At 59.9% G+C, this 21,553-nt stretch carries 21 protein-coding genes; 4 read left to right on the forward strand and 17 right to left on the reverse strand.

Annotated elements, in window-relative coordinates; translation table 11 throughout:
• Positions 1 to 292: 292 nt before the first annotated feature.
• From ACWNRM_RS07870 to ACWNRM_RS07880, 3 genes are all read right to left on the reverse strand, one after another.
• Positions 293 to 1,381, reverse strand: coding sequence for a DNA methyltransferase (locus tag ACWNRM_RS07870; protein ID WP_485170290.1), 1,089 nt, complete (start codon positions 1,379 to 1,381; stop codon positions 293 to 295).
• Positions 1,381 to 2,022, reverse strand: coding sequence for a ribonuclease HII (locus ACWNRM_RS07875; RefSeq protein ID WP_485170291.1), 642 nt, complete (start codon positions 2,020 to 2,022; stop codon positions 1,381 to 1,383). Before ACWNRM_RS07875 ends, ACWNRM_RS07870 begins: the two co-directional genes overlap by 1 nt.
• A 200-nt stretch (positions 2,023 to 2,222) precedes the next feature.
• Positions 2,223 to 2,516, reverse strand: a complete 294-nt coding sequence (locus ACWNRM_RS07880) for a CsbD family protein (RefSeq protein ID WP_025840905.1) — start codon at positions 2,514 to 2,516, stop codon at positions 2,223 to 2,225.
• Between the two features lie 263 nt (positions 2,517 to 2,779).
• Between ACWNRM_RS07880 and ACWNRM_RS07885 the strand changes: the two genes are divergently transcribed.
• Genes ACWNRM_RS07885 through ACWNRM_RS07900 form a run of 4 tightly spaced genes read left to right on the forward strand, consistent with a single transcriptional unit; the run spans position 2,780 to position 12,091 of the window.
• Positions 2,780 to 4,093: an efflux RND transporter periplasmic adaptor subunit gene (locus tag ACWNRM_RS07885; protein WP_485170292.1), complete on the forward strand. Its 1,314-nt coding sequence runs from the start codon at positions 2,780 to 2,782 to the stop codon at positions 4,091 to 4,093.
• A gap of 8 nt (positions 4,094 to 4,101) precedes the next feature.
• Entirely contained in the window at positions 4,102 to 7,281 is a 3,180-nt protein-coding gene (locus ACWNRM_RS07890) for an efflux RND transporter permease subunit (RefSeq protein ID WP_485170293.1), read from the forward strand.
• Positions 7,278 to 10,556, forward strand: coding sequence for an efflux RND transporter permease subunit (locus ACWNRM_RS07895; protein ID WP_485170294.1), 3,279 nt, complete (start codon positions 7,278 to 7,280; stop codon positions 10,554 to 10,556). Before ACWNRM_RS07890 ends, ACWNRM_RS07895 begins: the two co-directional genes overlap by 4 nt.
• Complete coding sequence (locus ACWNRM_RS07900) at positions 10,553 to 12,091, forward strand: efflux transporter outer membrane subunit (RefSeq protein WP_485170295.1); 1,539 nt, start codon at positions 10,553 to 10,555, stop codon at positions 12,089 to 12,091. The genes ACWNRM_RS07895 and ACWNRM_RS07900 overlap by 4 nt, the downstream gene beginning before the upstream one ends.
• A 95-nt stretch (positions 12,092 to 12,186) precedes the next feature.
• Here ACWNRM_RS07900 and ACWNRM_RS07905 read toward each other — a convergent pair whose 3' ends face one another.
• From ACWNRM_RS07905 to rplF, 14 genes are all read right to left on the reverse strand, one after another.
• Positions 12,187 to 12,360 carry a DUF1328 domain-containing protein gene (locus ACWNRM_RS07905; RefSeq protein WP_023978976.1) on the reverse strand — a complete coding sequence of 58 codons (174 nt, stop codon included), beginning with the start codon at positions 12,358 to 12,360 and terminating at the stop codon, positions 12,187 to 12,189.
• Positions 12,361 to 12,456: 96 nt separating this feature from the next.
• Entirely contained in the window at positions 12,457 to 12,861 is a 405-nt protein-coding gene (locus ACWNRM_RS07910; RefSeq protein ID WP_485170296.1) for an ASCH domain-containing protein, read from the reverse strand.
• A 73-nt stretch (positions 12,862 to 12,934) separates the two neighbouring features.
• A complete protein-coding gene (locus tag ACWNRM_RS07915; RefSeq protein WP_485170297.1) occupies positions 12,935 to 14,248 on the reverse strand; it encodes an MFS transporter in 1,314 nt (437 codons plus the stop codon).
• A gap of 356 nt (positions 14,249 to 14,604) precedes the next feature.
• Complete coding sequence (gene rplQ, locus ACWNRM_RS07920; RefSeq protein ID WP_485170298.1) at positions 14,605 to 15,030, reverse strand: 50S ribosomal protein L17; 426 nt, start codon at positions 15,028 to 15,030, stop codon at positions 14,605 to 14,607.
• A 38-nt stretch (positions 15,031 to 15,068) separates the two neighbouring features.
• On the reverse strand, positions 15,069 to 16,088 hold the full coding sequence (locus ACWNRM_RS07925; protein ID WP_023978980.1) for a DNA-directed RNA polymerase subunit alpha: 1,020 nt from the start codon (positions 16,086 to 16,088) through the stop codon (positions 15,069 to 15,071).
• 155 nt (positions 16,089 to 16,243) lie between these two features.
• Entirely contained in the window at positions 16,244 to 16,636 is a 393-nt protein-coding gene (rpsK, locus tag ACWNRM_RS07930) for a 30S ribosomal protein S11 (RefSeq protein ID WP_023978981.1), read from the reverse strand.
• Positions 16,637 to 16,728: 92 nt separating this feature from the next.
• Positions 16,729 to 17,106 carry a 30S ribosomal protein S13 gene (rpsM, locus tag ACWNRM_RS07935; protein WP_023978982.1) on the reverse strand — a complete coding sequence of 126 codons (378 nt, stop codon included), beginning with the start codon at positions 17,104 to 17,106 and terminating at the stop codon, positions 16,729 to 16,731.
• 223 nt (positions 17,107 to 17,329) lie between these two features.
• Complete coding sequence (locus tag ACWNRM_RS07940) at positions 17,330 to 17,905, reverse strand: adenylate kinase (protein WP_485170299.1); 576 nt, start codon at positions 17,903 to 17,905, stop codon at positions 17,330 to 17,332.
• The gene (gene secY / locus ACWNRM_RS07945; RefSeq protein ID WP_485170300.1) at positions 17,902 to 19,281 is read right to left on the reverse strand and encodes a preprotein translocase subunit SecY; all 1,380 of its coding nucleotides are present in this window, start codon (positions 19,279 to 19,281) and stop codon (positions 17,902 to 17,904) included. The genes ACWNRM_RS07940 and secY overlap by 4 nt, the downstream gene beginning before the upstream one ends.
• A 107-nt stretch (positions 19,282 to 19,388) precedes the next feature.
• On the reverse strand, positions 19,389 to 19,874 hold the full coding sequence (gene rplO / locus ACWNRM_RS07950; protein WP_023978985.1) for a 50S ribosomal protein L15: 486 nt from the start codon (positions 19,872 to 19,874) through the stop codon (positions 19,389 to 19,391).
• A gap of 1 nt (position 19,875) precedes the next feature.
• Positions 19,876 to 20,061, reverse strand: a complete 186-nt coding sequence (gene rpmD / locus ACWNRM_RS07955) for a 50S ribosomal protein L30 (protein WP_023978986.1) — start codon at positions 20,059 to 20,061, stop codon at positions 19,876 to 19,878.
• Positions 20,054 to 20,635, reverse strand: coding sequence for a 30S ribosomal protein S5 (gene rpsE / locus ACWNRM_RS07960; protein ID WP_023978987.1), 582 nt, complete (start codon positions 20,633 to 20,635; stop codon positions 20,054 to 20,056). The genes rpmD and rpsE overlap by 8 nt, the downstream gene beginning before the upstream one ends.
• 13 nt (positions 20,636 to 20,648) lie before the next feature.
• Positions 20,649 to 21,011, reverse strand: a complete 363-nt coding sequence (rplR, locus tag ACWNRM_RS07965; protein ID WP_222546860.1) for a 50S ribosomal protein L18 — start codon at positions 21,009 to 21,011, stop codon at positions 20,649 to 20,651.
• Positions 21,011 to 21,547, reverse strand: a complete 537-nt coding sequence (rplF, locus tag ACWNRM_RS07970) for a 50S ribosomal protein L6 (protein WP_485170301.1) — start codon at positions 21,545 to 21,547, stop codon at positions 21,011 to 21,013. The genes rplR and rplF overlap by 1 nt, the downstream gene beginning before the upstream one ends.
• Between the last annotated feature and the right edge of the window lie 6 nt (positions 21,548 to 21,553).

Consider the following 21,553-nt stretch of genomic DNA (forward strand, 5'->3'; position numbering starts at 1 on the left):
GCGCTCCAAAGACGCTTGCCCGCGAGCCTGATCTATAAACGCGCCAGCATGTTACAGATGCAAAGTCACAGTAACGCGACATAATTTGTCAATAAAACCAACGAATACACGAGCGCCGGCTTGCACCGGCCTGATGTTGGTTCTGTCTGCACAATCAGGGTGCGACACTCTTCCGAGTCCTGGGGTGTGCCGCAATGCCATGAGCACGAGCGGCGTGCCGGGCAGCCTGATCTTGCCCAGTTTTACAAATCAGACCCCACGGACGCAGAGCCTTACGGCAGGACGGGCGGACCTAGCCGACGTTACGCAGGGGCGTCTGCGCCATTTCGGTGCGCAGGATATCAATCTGAAGCACTTCGCCCTGGCGTTCAAAATACCAGAACGTCCAGCCGTTGCAGGACGGGGCGTTGGTCAGCAAGGCGCCCATCTTGTGAATGGAGCCGCGATGCGAGCCGGAAACGAGGCTGCCATCGGGCATGACAATCGCGCTGACACGACGCTGGCGATCGAACAGTTCGGTCCCGGCGGGCAAGGCTCCCTGCTCGACGAAACTGCCGAACGGCACGCGCGGCATCTCACGCTTGGCCGGAGTGATCGCGAGCTGCTCGTCGGAAAGACGCACCTCAGCCTCGACACGGGCACGAGCCGCCTCGATATAGTCGGGATGCCGCTCGATACCGACAAACCGGCGCCCAAGGCGCTTTGCCATCGCCGCCGTTGTCCCGCTACCTGAGAACGGATCAAGAACAATGTCATCCACGATGGTGGATGCAATCAGGACGCGATGAAGCAGGCTTTCCGGCTTCTGGGTCGGGTGAAGCTTCAGCCCGTGCGCGTTGCGCAGGCGCTCATTGCCGGTGCAGAGCGGCAGATACCAGTCGCTTCGCATCTGCATGTCATCATTCAGCGCCTTCATGGCCTGATAATTGAAGCGATATTTGCTTTCAGGCCCGCGCGCGGCCCAGATCAGGGTCTCGTGGGCATTGGTGAAACGACGCCCCCTGAAATTGGGCATCGGATTGGCCTTGCGCCAGACAATGTCGTTCAGGATCCAGAACCCCAGATCCTGCATGATCGCGCCTAGCCGGAACACGTTGTGATAGGACCCGATTACCCAGATCGTTCCGTCCTTTGTCAGCAAGCGACGGGCTTCGGTCAGCCATTCACGCGTAAAGTTGTCGTAGGTCGCGTAATCGGCAAATTTGTCCCAGGCATCGTCAACACCGTCGACCACGCTTTCGTCCGGGCGGCGCAGTTCGCCGCGCAGCTGCAGGTTATACGGCGGATCGGCAAAGATGCAGTCAATGCTGGCATCAGGCAGGCCACGCATCGTGTCGATGCACTCGCCACACAGGATCTGATCAAGAGGAAAATCCTGCATTAGATGGCTCCGGCCGAAAGGGTGGCACCCGCAATATGGGCACGTATAGGGGCAAAATCGCGTCGGTGATGCGGCGTAACGCCAGCTTCGCGCAGACCGGCCATATGGACAGCCGTGCCATAGCCAGCGTTTTTCTCCCAGCCATAAGCATTGTGGCGTTCCGAGAGGCGAGCCATGAGGCGATCTCGCTTGACCTTGGCGATGATCGATGCTCCGGCAATGGAAAGGCTCTTGCGGTCGCCGCCAATGACAGTGATGGCAGGGCAACCCAGTTTAGGCAGGCGATTACCATCGACAAGAGCAAGGTCCGGGGTAGCACCGAGATGCGCCAGCGCGCGCTGCATGGCAAGGTGACAGGCTTTGCCGATATTGATCTGCTCGATTTCAGCTACCGATGCCGCACCAAGCCCGATCCGGACTGAGGGGTGTTCGATCAGCGCCGCATACGCTGCTTCGCGACGACGGGCGCTCAGCTTCTTTGAATCATCGATCAGCGCAGAAAGCGCCGCTTCTGGCGGCTCAAGAAACACGAGTGCTGCCGCGATGACAGGTCCGGCAAGTGGGCCACGGCCCACCTCGTCCAGGCCAGCGACCCTCTTCTTCGGTGCCCCATTGGCAAGTTCGAGAGTGTAGTCCGGCATGGTGCAGTCACATGATCCCTGGCAGCTTGAAACGAGATAGACTGCCCGAGTCGCACAGTCCTGCGAATCGCTTTTGAATCACCCGAATCGCGCTGTAAACCCCTGCAATGCGTGAACGAATCGTTTTTACCCTCAAAATGACAAAAGGGAGACCACATTGCTGCGATCTCCCTTTCCAATTTCAGGCAGCGCCCTGAACGTTATTTCTTCTTGGAGCGCCCAAAGAAGATGGCACCCAGAATGGTGCCGACCAGAATGGCGACGCTGAGCGAGATCAGCGGACGGTCCTGCACGAAGGCAGTTGCCTTTTCCAGCGTGGTCTCGGCGTCGTCATACAGATCAGCGAACTCCTGCTGGGCCATGCCAGAGAGCTGATCGACCTTCCCTTCCGCCTGCAGCTTGGCATCACCAGTGAGACCACCAGCGGCGTCCTTCAGGCGGCCCTTGGCTTCATCCAGAAGGCCTTCTCCCTTTTTTTCCACTGCATCGGCCATTGTCATAATCCTTTCACTTAACGCAACTTGAAACTTCCGTGACTTTAGGACGAACGGCGCATGAGCAAAACGGTTTCCTCACCGTTTAAGTCTTAATCTATCATCACGGCCGACCCCATGTAACACGGGATATTGTGAATTGTTTCGAGTTTGAACTAGAATTTAGCTGACGTCATGTTACGGCGGCCTCAAATAACGTATGTCTCAAACACCAGTAGGCGCATCTGTTCGCCTTTGGTTTGGGTGATGGAAGACGAGAAGAGATGACTGATCAGACGGGCCCTGACCGGACCCAGCCTGCGCGCCATGCTGCGCCCCACCCTTCCGCCTCGTCCGCGCCGGCAAAACCCCGGCGCAAGTGGCGCCTGCTTTTCATTATCGGCGGTCTGATTGTCCTGCTTCTTGCCGTCGCCTTCCTGCGCCCCCATTCAGGTACACGCCATGCCAGTCGCGGCAGCCACCGCGCCGGTGCCACCGCACAGGGCAGCAGCGAGGCGACACCTGTCGCCGTGGCTGTGGTCAAAACAGGTGACATGCCGGAGATCCTGACGGAGCTCGGTACCGTCGTGCCGATCACCAACGTGACCGTGCAGGCCCGCGTAAGCGGCTACATCATGAATGTGGCCTTCAAGGAAGGGCAACATGTCAAGGCTGGTGACGAGCTGGTACTGATCGATCCGCGCCCCTATCAGGTAGCGCTGGAACAGCAGCTTGGTACGCTGAAGCAGGATCAGGCCCAGCTGGCCGATGCTCGCATCAATGCCGGACGTTACGACAAGCTGATTAAGCAGAACTCGATCGCCGCCATGACGGCCATCGATGCGCAGTACAAGGTCCAGCAGCTTGAGGGCACCGTCAAGCTCGACCAGGCCAATGTCGATAATGCCCGCCTGAACCTGTATTACTGTCACATCATTGCGCCTGTTGATGGTCGTGTCGGCATCCGCGCTGTCGATATGGGCAATTACTTCACGGCGGGACAGTCAGGCGGTCTGACCATCCTCACGCAGATGCAGCCGATCTCCGTGATCTTCACCCTGCCGCAGGACCAGTTGCCGCAGGTCATGGACAGGCTGCGCGCTGTGGGCCAGCTTCCTGTCGATGCGTGGGATAGCGCGAACCTGAACAAGATCGCCTCCGGCACCGTCAAGGCGCTGGACAGCCAGATCGATACGGCCACAGGCACGGTGCGTATGCGCGCCATCTTCAGCAATGAAGACGAGCACCTGTTTCCGAACCAGTTCGTCAATGCCCGTCTGCTGGTCGACACGCTGCATAACGTCATCCTGCTCTCGTCCAACGCGCTCCAGACTGGCCCGGACGGCCAGTTCGTCTATGTCGTTAAAGACGACAACACGGTTGAGGTCCGCAACGTCACGACCGGCATTGCCAGCAATGACGTGACGGTCATCAAGACCGGGCTCAAGCTGGGCGAGCGCGTGGTGACCGATGGCACCAATCATCTGCGCCCCGGCGCCAAGGTGAGCATCCCTGCGGACAATGCCAATGCGTCGGATAACGGGAACAAGGGCGACACCAGCGCCACTCCCGCTCCTGCCGCCAAGCCCGCGCAGTAAGCCCGCCCATGAATCCTTCTCGTCTCTTCATCGATCGCCCGGTCGCCACATCGCTCCTGATGCTGGCGATCATGCTGACCGGCCTGCTCGGCTATCACTTCCTGCCGATCTCGGCCCTGCCCCAGGTGGAATATCCGACCATCACGGTCTCGACCTTCTATCCGGGCGCAGGCCCGGATGTGATGGCGACATCGGTCACGGCCCCGCTCGAAACGCAGCTCGGTCAGATGCCCGGCCTCGACCAGATGACCTCGCAGTCATCGGGCGGTGCCTCGGTCATCACGCTGCGCTTTGGGCTCGACATGTCGATGGATATTGCCGAGCAGGAAGTCCAGGCGGCCATCAACCAGTCCAACTCGCTTCTGCCAACCGACCTTCCGGCCCCGCCGATCTATGCCAAGGTCAACCCGGCTGACACCCCCGTCCTCACGCTGGGCATCACCTCGCGTACCATGCCCCTGACCGAGGTGCAGGATTATGTGAATACGCGGCTTCAGCAGCGTGTCAGCCAGATTTCGGGTGTGGGCCTTGTCACGCTCTCGGGTGGCAATCGCAAGGCCATACGTGTTCGGATCAACATCCCCAAGCTGACCTCCTATGGCATCGCCATCGATACGGTGCGCACCACCATCGGCACGGTCAACATCAATTCGCCAACCGGCACGTTCGACGGCCCACATCGCTCAACCACGCTGCGCATCGACGGACAGATTTCCTCTGTCGACCAGTTGATGAACCAGATCATCGCCTATCAGGATAACGGCCCGATCCGCCTGCGCGATGTGGGCACCGTGGTGCAGGGACCCGAGAATGACCAGCTTGCCGCCTGGTCCGACAAGACACCGGCGCTGATCCTGAACGTGCAGCGCCAGCCCGGTGCCAATGTGATTTCAGTGGTCGACAACGTGCTGGCGGTCCTTCCGCAGCTGCGCAAGACCCTGCCGCCCGGTATCGAGATCACCCCGCTCACCGACCGCACCACCACCATCCGCGCCTCGGTGGCGGATGTGGAATTCGAGCTTGGCATGGCCATGCTGCTCGTGGTGGCCGTGATCTTCGTGTTTCTGTTCAACGTGCCCGCCACCATCATTCCAAGCCTGAGCGTGCCGCTCTCGCTGATCGGTACGCTGGCAGTAATGTATCTGCTCGATTTCTCGCTCGATAATCTCTCACTCATGGCCCTGACCATTGCGACGGGCTTCGTGGTGGATGACGCCATCGTGGTGATCGAGAACATCGCGCGCTACATCGAGATGGGCGAAGACCGTTACACCGCAGCCGTCAAGGGCTCGCAGGAGATCGGGTTTACCATCATCTCGCTGACGGTCTCGCTCATTGCCGTGCTCATCCCGCTGCTTTTCATGAGCGATGTGGTCGGTCGCCTGTTCCATGAATTTGCCATGACGCTGGCCATCACCATCGTGATCTCGGCCATTGTTTCCATCACGCTCGTGCCCATGATGTGCGCCCGTTTGCTCAGCGAGCGTGCTCATGACGAACATGCCACCACCCGCTTCCAGCGCGTCGCCGCACGGGTTGGCAATGCCATCGAACGCCTGATCGCCACCTATGCGCGCTGGCTTGATTTCGTGCTGCGTCACCAGACAGCGACCCTGCTCGTGGCGCTGGGCACCTTCGTGCTGACCGTGTTCCTTGCCGTGATCATCCCCAAGGGGTTCTTCCCCCGTCAGGACACAGGCGTGGTGCAGGGTATTACCCAGATGGCGCAGGCCATCTCATTCGACAGCATGAAGAAGCATCAGGAGGCGGTGATCGCCGCCGTGCTTGAAGATCCTGACGTTGCCAGCGTGTCGAGCTTCGTCGGTATCGACGGGCAGAACATGACGCTTAATGTCGGGCGTATGCTGATCAACCTGAAGCCGCTGGACCAGCGCAGCACCGGGCTTTCTGCCATCCTCAAGCGTCTGGCCGAACGAGGAAGCTCGACACCCGGTGCGCGGCTGTTCCTCCAGCCCGTGCAGGATCTGTCTCTGGATTCCACGGTGTCCGCCACGCAGTATCAGTTCCTGCTCGAAAACCCGGATTACGATACCTTCAAGACCTGGGTGCCCAAGCTCCTTACCGCCTTGCAGCAGGAACCCGCTCTGGCCGATGTCACCTCCGACCTGCAGGCCGAGGGGCTGGTCGCGCATGTCGACCTCGATCGCACCAATGGCGCGCGTTACTCCATCACGCCACAGACCATCGATAACCTTCTTTATGACAGCTACGGCCAGCGCCAGATCTCGACCATCTATACCCAGTCCAACCAGTATCGCGTGATCCTCGAAACTGAGCCGCGTTTCCAGCATGACCTGGCCAGCCTCGGCCAGCTTTACCTGCCTGGCATCTCCAGCGAGGCTGGCCAGAGCTCGTCCGGCCCGACCCGTCTGCCCACCTCCGGTCTGGTGCCGCTGCATCAGGTGACCACCATCACCAAGGGCCTCGCCCCGCTGCTGATCACGCATTTCGGCCAGTTCCCGGCAACCACCGTATCCTTCAACGTGGCTGAGGGTTATTCTTTGGGTGCCGCAACGAATGCCATCGACCACGCAGCGTCGAGCATCGGTCTGCCCCCTGCGTTCCAGACGGCCTTCCAAGGCACGGCGGCTGCATTCCGCTCCTCGCTGAGCAATGAGCTTTATCTGGTGATTGCGGCGCTTGTGGCGGTCTATATCGTGCTGGGCGTGCTCTATGAGAGCTTCATCCATCCGATCACCATCCTCTCCACCCTGCCCTCTGCCGCCATCGGCGCGCTGCTGGCGCTCTCGCTTTGTGGCATGGATCTGGATGTCATGGGGATCATCGGCATTGTGCTGCTGATCGGCATCGTGAAGAAAAACGCCATCATGATGATCGACTTCGCGCTCGAGGCCGAGCGACTGGACGGGCTGGCGCCTTTCGACGCCATCCGTCGTGCGGCGCTGCTGCGCTTTCGCCCGATCCTGATGACCACGCTGGCGGCCTTCTTCGGTGCCCTGCCACTGATGCTCGGCCACGGCGTGGGGTCGGAGTTGCGTCGTCCGCTTGGTGTGTCGATTGTGGGCGGGTTGCTGCTGTCGCAGCTTCTTACCCTGTTCACCACACCGGTCATCTACCTGATGATGGATCGCATTGCCGCCGCAACGCGTCGCCGTTTCGGACTCCGCTCCATGTCTGAGCGCCTTGCGGAGCAAGGTGGCGAGTGAATATCACCCGCCCCTTCATTCTGCGGCCCGTTGCGACCTCGCTTCTGACGGCCGCCATGCTCATTGCCGGGATGCTGGCCTACACCATGCTTCCCGTGGCCGATCTGCCCAATGTGGACATGCCGGTCATCATGGTACAGGCGCAGCAATCGGGTGGCTCGCCTACCGAGATCGCGAGCACGATCGCAGCGCCGCTTGAGCGTCATCTGGGTGCTATTGCCGGGCTGAGCGAGATGACCTCGCAATCCATGGTCAATCAGGCCCGGATCATCCTGCAGTTCGATCTGTCACGCGACATCAACGGGGCCGCGCGCGATGTCGAGGCCGCCTTGCAAGCCGCCCGTGCCGACCTGCCCACCACGCTGCGCACCAACCCCAGCTATCAGAAGGCCAATCCGAACGGCGCGCCCATCCTCGTGATGGCGCTCACCTCCCCCACCAAGACTCCGGCCATGCTGTACGATCAGGCCACGAACGTTCTGCAGCAGCAGCTCAGTCAGGTTCAGGGTGTCGGCGAGGTGGAAGTCGGTGGCGGTGCCCTCCCTGCCGTGCGCGTCGAGGTCAATCCGCTCCTGCTCTACAAATTCGGGATCAGCTTCGAGGACGTGCGTGCGTCGCTGGCCTCGGCCAATGCTCATACGCCCAAAGGCTTCATCGATCAGGGCGGCTACCGCTTTACGTTGGACACGAACGACCAGGCTGAGAAGGCCCAGGCCTATCGCGACCTGATCATCGCCTACCGCAATGCCCGCCCTGTCCGCCTGTCGAGTGTGGCCGAGGTCAATGACAGTGTGGAAAACCTGCGTACGCTTGGCGTCTATAACGGACAGCGTGCCGTGGTGGGGCTCGTCTTTGCTCAGGCAGGGGCGAACGTGGTCAAGACCACCGACGAGATCAAGGCGCGTCTGCCCCTCATCCGGGCGGCCCTGCCCCCCGATATCGACCTGCATATTGCCGTTGATCGCTCCAAGACCATTCGCGCCGCGCTGGATGACACCAAGCTGACGCTCATCCTTGCCGTCGTGCTGGTGGTGCTGGTCGTGCTGGTCTTCCTGCAATCGGCCCCGGCCATTCTGGTCCCGGCGATTGTAGTGCCCACCTCCATCATCGCGACCTTCGCTGTCATGAAGCTGCTAGGCTACCAGCTCGACAACATGTCACTCATGGCCCTCACCATTTCCACCGGCTTCGTGGTTGATGATGCCATCGTGGTGCTTGAGAACATCACGCGCTATCTGGAGCGGGGTCTCTCGCCGCTCAAGGCGGCGCTGATCGGCGCGGGTGAAGTGGCCTTTACGGTCGTCTCCATCACCCTCTCACTTATTGCGGTGTTTGTGCCGATCATCCTTCTGGGTGGGATTGCCGGGCGCCTGTTCCACGAATTCGCCATGACCATCTCGATCACCCTTGTGATCTCGATGATCCTGTCGCTGTCACTCACCCCCATGATCTGTGCCCTGCTGCTGCACCCTGCAAAAGAAGGGCATCAACGCGCGCGTATCGCCATCTTCCTCGATCGGCAGATCACCCGTGTCACCGACGGCTATGTCGCCTCACTCGACTGGTCCCTGCGCCATCGCTGGCTGATGCTGATGACGCTGCCAGCTACCCTGTTCATCGCAGGTGCGCTTTTCGTGAAGATGCCCAAGGGATTCTTCCCGGATGAAGATACCGGCATGATGATGGGCCATATCATCGGCGACCAGTCATCATCATTCAGCCAGATGAGCGGCAAGACCTATGAGGTGGCCAAGACCGTCTCGAAAGATCGCGATGTTGCCGCCATCGTCGGTTTTCTGGGCGGTCGTCAGGCCAATCAGGCCAATCTCTTTGCCTCGCTGAAGGATAAGTCAGCCCGCAACGACACGGTCACCCAGACCATCGAGCGCCTCGGCCGCAAGTTCAGCCATATGGTGGGCGCCGAGATTTTCTTCATGGCCCCCGGTGCCGTGAGGGCGGGTGCCCGCGGCGGCAATGCCTCCTACCAATATGCCCTGCAGGGCCCCGATGCCGATGAGCTCTTCACCCTCACCCCCAAGGTGGTGGAAGCGTTCCAGAAAATTCCGGGGCTTATGGATGTCTCGTCCGATCTGAGCGAAGGCGGCGCGGCACTGGATGTGAAGATCAACCGCGACCTGTCGTCACGTTTCCAGATCACCCCACAACTCGTCTCGAACATCCTGTTCGATGCCTATGGCCAGCGTGCTGCGTCGGTCATCTACAAGCCGATCAACCAGTATCGTGTGATCATGGAGGCAGCGCCACGCTTCTGGCAGGACCCCAACACGCTACAGCAGGTCTGGATCAGCACCTCGGGCGGGACGGCCTCAGGCAGCGTCGCATCGAACCGTATCCGCGTTGTCTCGACCAGCACGGCCTCCAGCAGCGTCTCGACCGCCGATTCCAACTATCAGAACCAGATGGCCAACAGTCTGGCCGGCGGCAGCAATGCCTCTTCCGGTTCGGCTGTGGCGACCAGCGCCGAGACCATGGTGCCGCTCAGCCTGACCTCGCACATCATTCCGGGCACCACAGCCCTGAGCGTGAACCATCAGGGACAATCGGTGGCCACCACCATTTCATTCAACCTCAAGCAGGGCGTGTCGCTGGGCGATGCGGTGACGGCCATCAGTGCCGCACTGATCAAGCTGCATGTGCCGTCAGACATTCAGGGTGGCTTTGCCGGTAATGCCGCCCTGTTCCAGAAATCGGTCAATGACGAGCCCCTGCTCATCCTCGCGGCCCTGGCCGCGGTCTATATCGTGCTGGGCGTGCTCTATGAGAGCCTTGTGCACCCGCTCACCATTCTCTCCACGCTGCCTTCAGCTGGGGTCGGCGCCATTCTGGCGCTCCAGATCTTTGGCGAGGAGTTCTCGCTGATCGCCATGATCGGCGTGATCCTGCTGATTGGCATCGTCAAGAAGAACGCCATCATGCTGATCGATTTTGCCATGCAGGCCCAGCGTGACGGCGCCACCCCCGAAGAGGCGATCCGTCAGGCCAGCGCCCTGCGCTTTCGCCCCATCATCATGACCTCGCTCGCCGCAGCGCTGGGTGCAGTTCCGTTGATCATTGCCAATGGCTATGGTGCAGAATTGCGCCGCCCTCTTGGTATTTCCATTCTCGGCGGTCTGGTCGTCAGTCAGGCCCTGACCCTTTACAGCACGCCTGCCGTTTTCCTGACGCTCGATGCGATGGGACGCAGGATCTCACGGTTTTTCCACTCCACGTTCATGCTTTTCCGCCGGCACCATCAGGATCAGACCCAAGGATGACTCTCTTCCCGTCTCGCTCAGCCCGACGCCTGTCCCTCCTTGCTGCATGTTGCACGCCCCTGCTTTCAGGATGCTTCATGGTGGGGCCTGATTACCATCGTCCTCATGCGGTGATTTCGGCCAAGTTCAAGGAAGCCCCAAAGCCGCCTGCAGGCTGGGGTGTCGCCCAGCCCCAGTTGGCCGAGGCGCCAAAAGGGGCGTGGTGGGAGGTCTATCACGATCCCCAGTTGAACTGGCTTGAGTCGCAGGTCGCGATCTCCAACCAGAACGTGAAGCAATATGAGGCGCAGTATCGCAAGGCAGAGGCGACCATCGATTCCATTCGCGCCCAGCTCTTCCCCACGCTTTCCGGCTCATTCAGTTTCAGCCGTAACGCCCAGGGTAGCAGCTCACGAAGCGCCAGTTCGGGATCGGTGGTCAACTACTCGTCTACCACCACAGTCAATACATGGAACACAGGGCCTTCTGCCTCCTGGACACTCGACGTATGGGGCCGTATCCGTCGCCAGATCCAGCAACAGGTGACGGCCACCCAGGCGAGCGCGGCTGATCTCGCTAATGCGCAGCTGTCCTATCAGTCCCAGCTGGCCAATGCGTATTTCAACCTGCGTTATCAGGACAGCCTGAAGAAGCTCTACCTCGATAATGTCGGCTATTTCCGTCAGGCTCTCAGCATCGTGCAAAATCAGGTCGATGCCGGCGTAACGGACCCAAGTTCGCTCTGGCAGGCGCGATATCAGTTGCAGCAGACCGAGGCGCAGGCCACCCAGGCCGGGATCACACGGGCCCAGTACGAACATGCCATAGCGGTGCTGATCGGTCGGGCACCTGCTGATCTGACCATTCCCGTCGGGGCTCTGCCGCTTACCCTGCCCACAGCCCCCAGTGCCGTGCCATCAGTGCTGCTGCAGCGCCGCCCCGATATCGCGGCCGCCGAACGCAACATGGAAGGGTATAATGCCGAGATCGGCTACTATATCGCCGCCTTCTACCCGGAGATCTCGGTAAGCGCGAGTTATGGGTATAGTGGCAACCCGCTCCAGACGCTGATCCAGGCAGCCACCCGCTTCTGGTCACTCGGTGCGTCATCGACCGAGACCCTGTTCAATGGCGGCGCACGCAGCGCGGCCGTGCTCAGCGCCCGGGCTGATTATGATGCCTCGGTGGCGACCTATCGTCAGACCGTGCTGAGCGCGCTGCAGGGCGTTGAGGATAATCTGTCTAACCTGCGTATCCTCGACCAGCAGCTCGCGCAACAGGATGTCGCGGTCAAGTCAGCTCAGGAAGCTGTGCGTGTTTCGCTTAATGAATACATGGCAGGTACCCAGACGTACACGACCGTCCTGACCAGCCAGCAGAATGCCCTGAACTACGAAGTTCAGGCCCTTGGTATCCATCAGAGCCAGGCCATTGCGCATGTCGATCTGATTGTGGCCCTCGGCGGTGGCTGGGATGTCTCGCAGCTTCCCAGCAAGGCCTCCTTGCAGACCAATAATCCGTTGCTGCCGGAATTTCTGTCCAAGACGAAGCAGTAGACCTCACCCAACGTTTTCCGCTCGGCAGCACGAGCAAACAAAAAAGGGGAGAGCCTTTCGGCTCTCCCCTTTTCGCTGTGGCGTCTCTGATGGGCTCAGGTCACGGCCTTGCCAACAAACACGGCAATGACCAGGAAAAGCACAAACAGGGCGATGAAGAGGAAGAACAGGATTTTCGCGATCCCCGCCGAAGCTGCCGAGATACCGGTGAATCCGAAGAGCCCTGCAATCAGGGAGATGATCAGGAAGAAGATGGCGAGCTTTAGCATAGCGAAACCCTTATTAGTTCTGTCCGGGGTCAACGCGATGTCGCAATGAAAGTTCACCCTGCCGCCGCACTGGTGACAGGCGCCCTGTGAGGGCACCTAAGGCAATACGAACACGACAGCAAATTCCTCGCACCATAGCTCCATCGTCTCGTTGAATTGGTTTAGACGACGGAAATAACGCTCATGCTCGCCCCGCCAATAGGCGAGGCTCCGGTCGCCCTCGCCTTCCTTGGCCGCAAAAGCCTCATCCACGTCACAATAGCGTCGTTTCTCGAGAGCCAGCGTGCGGACGATGACACGAGGCTCGTCCCTGCCGTCACAGACGACGCTCAATTTCCCTATATGGGTTTGCTGTCCGTCGCAGGCAGCCCAGCATGTGCCCGTCTTGATCCCGCGGATAACGAGGCTGAGAAGTTCATCGGCAAGAGCCGGACTGTCACCGAAGGAAAAGCGATCAAAGCTTTCCCATTCTGCCGGTGGTGAAGAGACAGGGTCAGTCATCCAGACAGAGAAAAGGCGCCGTCGACAGATGTCAACGGCGCCTCTCTACGTCGGAAAAGAAAGAAGCGAACCCTTAGTGTCCGACGGCCGTCATGTTATCACCACGGGCAAGCGCTTCCTGCGTATAGCGGCGCGCTTCGTCCGAGATACGAAGCGTGATCGTCATACCGGCGGCTGCCAGATAGATCAGGGCAAAGGCCCAGATGATCCCTTCCATGCCAAAGCCGAACACACTCTCGCAGATGCCGGCAATGGCCGGGCCAACCCAGGTGCTGGCACCAGCACCCAGACCAAGGATTGAAAGCGCAGCCGCCTTCTCCTTGGGGCAGATCTGCGGCATCAGACCAGAAAGCGGCACAAAGGCAGCGACGGTTGCGCCGTAGAAAATGCCAACAGCCGCGGCAGCCGCGAAGTTACCGGGATACCAGACAGGAATATAATAGAAGAGCGGGATCGAAACGAAACCACCAATACCGCCGAACACGGAAACGATGAAGCGATGCCCGAGCGCATCGGCCAGCATGCCTGACACCAGGTTGAACAGGATATTGCTCAGGAAGATCAGCGAAAGCAGATTCAGCCACTGGCCCTGTGTGAAGCCAAGATGATCGATGAAGAATGCCGGCATGATCGCGAGAAACGCGTATTCCGACGACGTGTCTATTGTGCGCACGATACCGGCGATCAGTGTCTTGGGCTCACGCCACATGATGCTGATCGAGCCGAAGAAGATGTCACGCGTGCTCACATGATCGGGCAGCAGACGCTTCTTGCCGGTTGGTTCATGGGTGAAGAGCAGCGCCACCAGACCACCAAGGATCACGAGACCAAGCGAACACCAGAATGTTGCCAGCTCGCCGATTGCGGGGATGGCATAACGGGCAAACTGCGAACCGAGCGTCGGCAGACCCGCTGAGAAGGAAAACCAGAACCAGCCCGCTGCTGAACCCAGCATGGTGGCCGGTGTCGCCGCTGCGATCCAGACAAGGAAACCATAGGCAAAAAGCGGATAGGCAAACCCGCGCAACGTGTAGAAAACGAGCGTCATGGTGAAGTTGTTCGGGCCAAGACCCAACGCGAGAAGGCCAACCTCAAGCACGGACCACAGGATCAGTCCAATCCACATCACACGCTTTGGGCCATACAGGTCTGACAGTGGCCCGGAAAACCAGGCCGAGATCATGACTGTGATGCCGTAGGTGGTGAACAAAAGGTTCACGTCGCCCTGGGTATGCCCATTATGCAGCATGAATGTATCAAGGTATCCCGCCTCGACACCGTCACCGATCATGAACAAAAGCAGACCGACAAAGCCGAAAAAGAGAGGGCGTGGAATACCGAGGATCTCTGCGATCCCGCGTCTCTGGGTGGTACTTGCCTCAGACAAAGAAGCTCTCCTGTATCTACACGCAGCGCGAGCGTACCGGACCTCATTGCCCGGATCGGCATAGGATACGTGGTGACTGGTCCTACGAGAGTGCTCGGACCGTGAAAGAAGCCAGATCCCGCCAACGCGAGAAGACGTCTGAATATTCATAGCGAATATCGAGACTGGCCCCCCGACCCCATGATAGGAAGGATCGGTATCGAAACTGACCAAAAATCCTGCTCTTAGAGGTAGGATTGATGTGTTTACGTGTTGGCTAGTTGTTTAAACGATTGGAAAGAAATTTGTAAGCCAAAATGAAAAAGGCCGGGCAGTTTCCTGCCCGGCCTCTTCATCGGCGTTCCGATCCTTCAGGATCAGGCAGCCATTGGTTCTTCACCGGACTGGTTGAACACCGGGCCGCTATCCTTGCCTTTGGCGTCCACATCACGGTCCACCATCTCGACAACGGCCATGTCAGCGTTGTCGCCATAGCGCACGCCAGCCTTCAGGACGCGGGTGTAACCGCCCGAACGGCCCTGGTAGCGTTCAGCGACGGTCGAGAACAGCTTGGTGACGATAGCTTCGTCGCGCAGCTGAGCGAACGCCTGGCGGCGGGCGTGGAGCGTGCCGCGCTTGCCGAGGGTAATCAGCTTCTCGACGATCGGGCGAATTTCCTTCGCCTTGGGCAGCGTCGTCGTGATCTGCTCGTGCTTGATGATAGCCACGGCCATGTTGCGGAACATGGCTGCGCGGTGGGTCGAGGTTACATTGAGCTTACGCCCAGCAACACCATGACGCATGATCGGGTTTCCTTACTCTGCTTTCTACCGGATAGGGCTCAGAACGTCTCGTCGAGACGCTTTGCCAGATCCTCAATGTTCTCGGGAGGCCAGGCCGGAACATTCATGCCCAGCGACAGACCCATGGAAGTCAGGACTTCCTTGATTTCATTCAGCGACTTACGACCAAAGTTCGGCGTACGCAGCATTTCCTGCTCAGACTTCTGAACCAGATCGCCGATGTAGACGATGTTGTCGTTCTTCAGGCAGTTGGCGCTACGCACCGACAACTCGAGCTCGTCAACCTTGCGCAGCAGGTTGCGGTTGAACGGGAGATCGTCACGCGGCTCTTCCTGACGCACCGGGCGCGGCTCGTCGAAGTTGATGAAGAGCTGGAGCTGATCCTGCAGGATGCGGGCGGCCAGAGCCAGGCTATCCTCCGGTGTAACCGCACCATTCGTCTCGACCGTGAGCAGCAGCTTGTCATAGTCGGTGACCTGACCCACACGGGTCGGTTCAACCTTGTAGGACACCTTGCGCACCGGGGAGTAGATCGCATCGATGGGGATAAGCCCGATCGGCGCGTCTTCCGGACGGTTGGCAGCAGCCGGGACGTAGCCCTTGCCCATGTTCACCGTGAACTCCATGCCGAGCTTCACGCCGTCATCGAGCGTGCAGATCACGAGGTCGGGGTTCATGATCTCGATGTCATGACCGGCCTGGATCTGGCCTGCACGCACTTCGCCGGGGCCAGTAGCCGTCAGCACCATGCGCTTGGGGCCTTCGCCATGCATGCGCAGGGCAAGCTGCTTGATGTTCAGCACGATATCCGTCACGTCCTCGCGGACGCCCGGCACGGACGAAAACTCATGCAGCACGCCGTCGATCTGGATCGCGGTGACGGCAGCACCCTGCAGCGAGGAGAGCAGCACGCGACGAATCGCGTTGCCGAGCGTCATGCCAAAACCACGCTCCAGCGGCTCGGCAATCACCGTGGCTGTCTGCGTGGGCACGGAGCCGGGCGCGACTTCCAGCTTTTCCGGCTTGATAAGGGACTGCCAGTTCTTCTGGAGGACCAATGTCGTGGCCTTTCAAACAACTTGTCCCGCTGGGACCCAACGGAACATCAACCGCGCCGGAGCGCGGTCAGAACGTGCCGGTGGCCTCTCCCGAAGGAGAAACCACCTACGGACGGGTGGTGACAGACAAGCAGCCCCCAAAGGGCCGCCGTCAATCAGACGCGACGACGCTTGCGCGGGCGGCAGCCGTTATGCGGCACCGGAGTCATGTCGCGGATCGACGTGATGGAGAACCCGACGGCCTGAAGGGCACGCAGGGCGCTCTCACGGCCCGAACCCGGACCCGAAACTTCGATTTCCAGCGTCTCCATGCCGTGGTCGCGTGCCTTGCGGCCTGCGTCTTCGGCGGCAACCTGTGCGGCATACGGCGTGGACTTACGCGAGCCCTTGAAGCCCTGCGCGCCAGCCGAAGACCATGCAATCGAGTTGCCCTGGGCGTCGGAGATGGTGATCATGGTGTTGTTGAACGTCGAAAGAACGTGCGCGACACCAGAGATGATGTTCTTGCGCTCCTTCTTGCGGATACGCGGAGTTGCGGCCTTGGCCATGATGAGGTCGTCCTGTCAAACTTGGCAATGAGCGAAGGGCAGAGGACAGCCTGAGGGCCGCCACTCGCCACGATCCGCCTAAGATGCGCGAATTAGCGCGTCGCTTTCTTCTTACCGGCAATCGCCACGGCCTTACCCTTACGGGTACGGGCATTCGTGTGCGTACGCTGGCCGCGCACCGGCAGACCACGACGGTGACGCAGACCACGATAGCAACCAAGGTCCATCAGACGCTTGATGTTCATCGCGGTTTCGCGGCGGAGGTCACCCTCGACGCGGTAATCGCCGTCAATCAGTTCGCGGATCTTCACGATCTCATCGTCGCTCAGCTCGTTGACGCGCTTCGCTTCAGGTACTTCGAGCTTCGAGCAGATTGCCTTCGCCGTCGACGGACCAATGCCGTAGATGTAGCTCAGGGCAATGACTACCCGCTTGTTCGTCGGAATATTTACGCCGGCAATACGCGCCACGCCACTCACTCCCTGCCTGACCGGAAAGCCAGGCTCTCTTTCTGCTTCGACCCATGTCATGGGCCAGTTCAATCGAAACTGTTCAATCCGCCAAAGAATCGAACGCCTCACGGGCGACGATTAACGCGACTGACAGCACCTGTGTCGAGGGCGCGCAATATATCGAGCACCCCCCTTGAGTCAAATAAAACCGTTCACTTTTGCGTGATCAGCCATATCAGACTTATTTTGCAAGCCCAAGCGCCGTGACGATAGCCTGATGCACCGTCTCGACATTCTGCATACCATCGATACGACGCAGACGCCCCGCATTCTCGTAATAAGGCAGAATGGGCGCCGTCTGATCACGATAGACCTGTATACGACGACGGACCGTGTCGGGTTCATCATCGGCGCGTCGTGAGCCATCCGGCGCACGCCGCTCCGCCAGGCGGGCCACGATCTGATCGGCATCGACTTCGAGCAGCAGCACCGCATCGATCTTCATATCGCGCGAAGCCAGCATCGCGTCCAGCGCTTCTGCCTGGCTCTCGGTGCGCGGGAATCCATCGAGGATGAACCCGTTCGCGCAATCGGCCTGCAGGGTGCGGCTCCTGATCAGATCGATCATCACCGGGTCCGGCACAAACTGCCCGGACTCGACGATCGACTTTACATTGAGACCCAACGGCGTTCCTGCGGCCATCTCGGCGCGCAGCATATCGCCCGTCGAAATCTGCTTGAGGCCATGCTCTTGTTCAAGACGCTGGGCCTGCGTTCCCTTGCCCGCACCAGGCGGGCCAAGAAGGATGATGTTCATCGACGGCGCACTCCCCTGCCAGCCTCAGCCTTGCCGTTTCCACGGCCACGCTGCTTGCGGATAAGGCCCTGATAGCGATGAGCTACCAGATGCGACTGCACCTGCGTCATGGTGTCGATCGTGACCGACACGATAATGATCAGACTCGTACCACCGAAGTAGAAAGGCACGTTGTAGCGGCTGATCAGAATCTGAGGCAGCAGACAGACCGCCACGAGGTAGAGCGCACCGATGGTCGTCAGGCGGGACAGAATACGGTCGAAATAACGTGCCGTGTTCGATCCGGGACGAATACCCGGCACAAAGCCCCCCTGCTTGCGCAGATTCTCGGCAGTTTCTTCAGGGTTGAAGGTTACTGCTGCGTAGAAATACGAGAAGAAGAGGATCATCGCAGCATAGAACAGCATGTAGAGCGGCTGCCCCTGCCCCAGTTCCTGACCAAGCGTGTTGAGCCAGCCCGGAAGCCCCTTGCCGTTCATGAAGCCTGCAATCGTCACAGGGATCAACAGAACGGAGGAAGCGAAGATAGGCGGAATCACGCCAGCCGTATTGACCTTGAGCGGCATATGCGAGGAATCGCCACCAAACATGCGGCTGCCGACCTGACGCTTGGGATACTGGATGACCACCCGGCGCTGCGCCTGCTCCATGAACACGATGAACGCAATGGTCGCCCCGGCAAGCACCAGGAACAGCAACACGAAGAATGGCGAGAGCGCGCCCGTGTAGCCAAGCTGGAACAGGCTGGCGAGCGCGTGAGGCAGGTTGGCGACAATACCAGCAAAGATGATCAGCGAGATGCCGTTACCGACACCACGCGACGTGATCTGCTCACCCAGCCACATCAGGAACATGGTTCCGCCCACAAGGGTCACCACGCAGGACAGGATGAAGAACGGGCCGGGCGCCACGACAGCCAGGGCACCGGTCTTGCTGGTCATGTGCTCAAGCCCCATGGCGATGCCATAGGCCTGGAACAGGGCGATCAGCACAGTCAGGTAACGCGTATAGGCGTTAAGCTTCTTGCGGCCCTGATCACCCTCTTTCTTGAGCGCCTCAAGCGAAGGCAGCGCCGTCGAGAGCAACTGCACGATGATCGATGCGCTGATGTAAGGCATGATGTTCAGGGCGAACACAGTCATACGCCCAAGCGCACCACCGGTGAACATGTCGAACATGCCGATGATGCCGCCCTGATTCTGGTTCAAAAGCTGACCCATCACGGCCGCATCGACGCCGGGAACCGGGATGTAGGTTCCCAGACGATAGATGATGAGCGCGCCCAGGGTGAACCAGATGCGCTTTTTGAGTTCGGTCGCCTTGGAGAACGAACTCAGATTGAGATTGGCGGCAAGCTGCTCGGCTGCGGAGGCCATCCACCGGTCCTTTCAACAAAAACAGCGTCGCCGCAGGCGCGGGACGCTGTTCAGGATTACCGTCGTTCGTCGCACACGAAAAGGTGCGCGATGAGCGTTTCGGGCGATCAGGCTTCTGCCGGAGCTTCAGCCTTGGCGGCAACCTTGACAGAGCCACCAGCCTTCTCGACAGCCGCAATCGCGGTTGCCGAAGCGCCGGAAACTTCAACGGTCACGGCGCGGGTCAGCTCGCCTTTTGCCAGCAGGCGGATACCGGCATACTTGCCAGTGCCCACCAGACCAGCGGCGCGCAGAGCCTCTTCCGTGATCGTTGCGTCTGCCTGAAGCTTGCCATCAGCCAGTGCACGGTCGATCGCACCCAGGTTCACAGGAGCAAATTCCTTGCGGAAGATGTTCTTGAACCCGCGCTTCGGCATACGACGGTACAGCGGAAGCTGACCACCCTCGAAGCCGTTCAGCGAGACGCCTTCACGGGCCTTCTGACCCTTGACGCCGCGACCGGAGGTCTTGCCTTTGCCCGAGCCGATACCACGGCCCAGACGCTTCTTGCGGTAACGCGCACCGGCGTTATCGCGCAGTTCATTAAGGTTCATATCAACCCTCCACCTGGATGAGGTGGGCAACCTTGCGGATCATGCCGCGAACCGAAGGTGTATCCTCCAGCTCACGAACACTGCCGATGCCGCGCAGGCCCAGACCGACAAGGGTCTCAGCCTGGCCGGGCTTGCGCCCGATAGCCGAAGCGATCTGCTTGACGCGAACAGTCTTGTTCTCAGCCATTGGTCGCCTCCACTGCCTCGTCAGACGATGCATCACGCTTTGCAAACAGCTCAGAGGCCTTCTTGCCACGGCGGCTTGCGACAGCGCGGGGGCTGCTGCAACGCTCGAGAGCGGCAAAAGTCGCCTTGACCATGTTATGCGGGTTACGGGTCCCGAGGGACTTCGCAACAACGTCATTCACGCCCAGCGATTCAAAAACGGCGCGCATCGGGCCGCCTGCAATGATACCGGTACCGGCCTCGGCTGCACGAACCACGACCTTGCCAGCACCGAAATGCCCGTAGGAATCGTGATGCAGCGTGCGGCCTTCCTTCATCGGAACGCGGATCATCGTGCGCTTGGCGCGCTCGGTGGCCTTGCGGATTGCTTCCGGCACTTCACGGGCCTTGCCCGCACCGTACCCGACGCGACCCTTCTGGTCACCAACGACAACCAGGGCAGCAAAAGCGAAGCGACGTCCACCCTTGACCACCTTGGCCACGCGGTTGATCGTTACCAGCTTGTCGACCAGATCGTCGCCTTCGCGTTCCCGCTCGCGACCACCACGGCCGCCTTCTCTTGGCTCACGTGCCATGTGTGATCCTTCCTTAGAACGAAAGGCCGCCCTCGCGGGCAGCTTCGGCCAGCGCCTTGACGCGACCATGATAGAGATACGCGCCGCGATCGAACACGACAGCCGTCACACCAGCGGCGACAGCGCGTTCGGCAACCAGCTTGCCAACAACCGAAGCGGCGTCGACATTTGCACCCGTCTTGCCGGTCTCACGAAGAGACTTCTCAAGCGTGGATGCGCTGGCCAGCGTAACGCCCTGAGCGTCGTCGATGACCTGTGCGTAGATGTTCTTGCCAGAACGGAAGACCGACAGACGCGGCCGGCCACCGCTCTTGCGGCGAAGCTGGAAGCGAAGCCGCTGACGGCGCCGTTCCTGCAATCCATGCTGCGTAGCCATTATTTCTTCTTGCCTTCCTTACGACGGAGAACTTCGGTCTCGTAACGCACGCCCTTGCCCTTATAGGGTTCCGGCTTGCGGAAGTTACGGATGTCGAGCGCAACCTGACCAACACGCTGCTTGTCGTTCCCTTCGACCGTGATGGCCGTGGGACGAGGCGTGGTGATCTTCACGTCGGCGGGGATCGGATAGACGACGTCATGGGAATAACCCAGGTTCATCACCAGGTTCGAACCCTGCACGCTGGCGCGGAAACCCGTACCGGTGATTTCGAGCGTCTTGCTGAAACCTTCGGAAACGCCCTTGACCAGGTTGGCGACGATGGCGCGGGTTGTGCCCCACATCGTCCAGGTCTCACGCGAACGGTTACCCACCGGAAGGACAGAAACCTTGCCGTCTTCCACCTTCGCCTGAACGAAGCGGGTCAGAGGCATGCTCAGCGAACCGCGCTTGCCCTTGGCCGTCAGAGACCCATCTGCAATGGACACGTCCACGCCAGCAGGGATGACAACCGGATACTTGCCTACTCGTGACATGTGATC

The sequence above is a fragment of the Asaia sp. A2 genome (genome assembly GCF_057319415.1).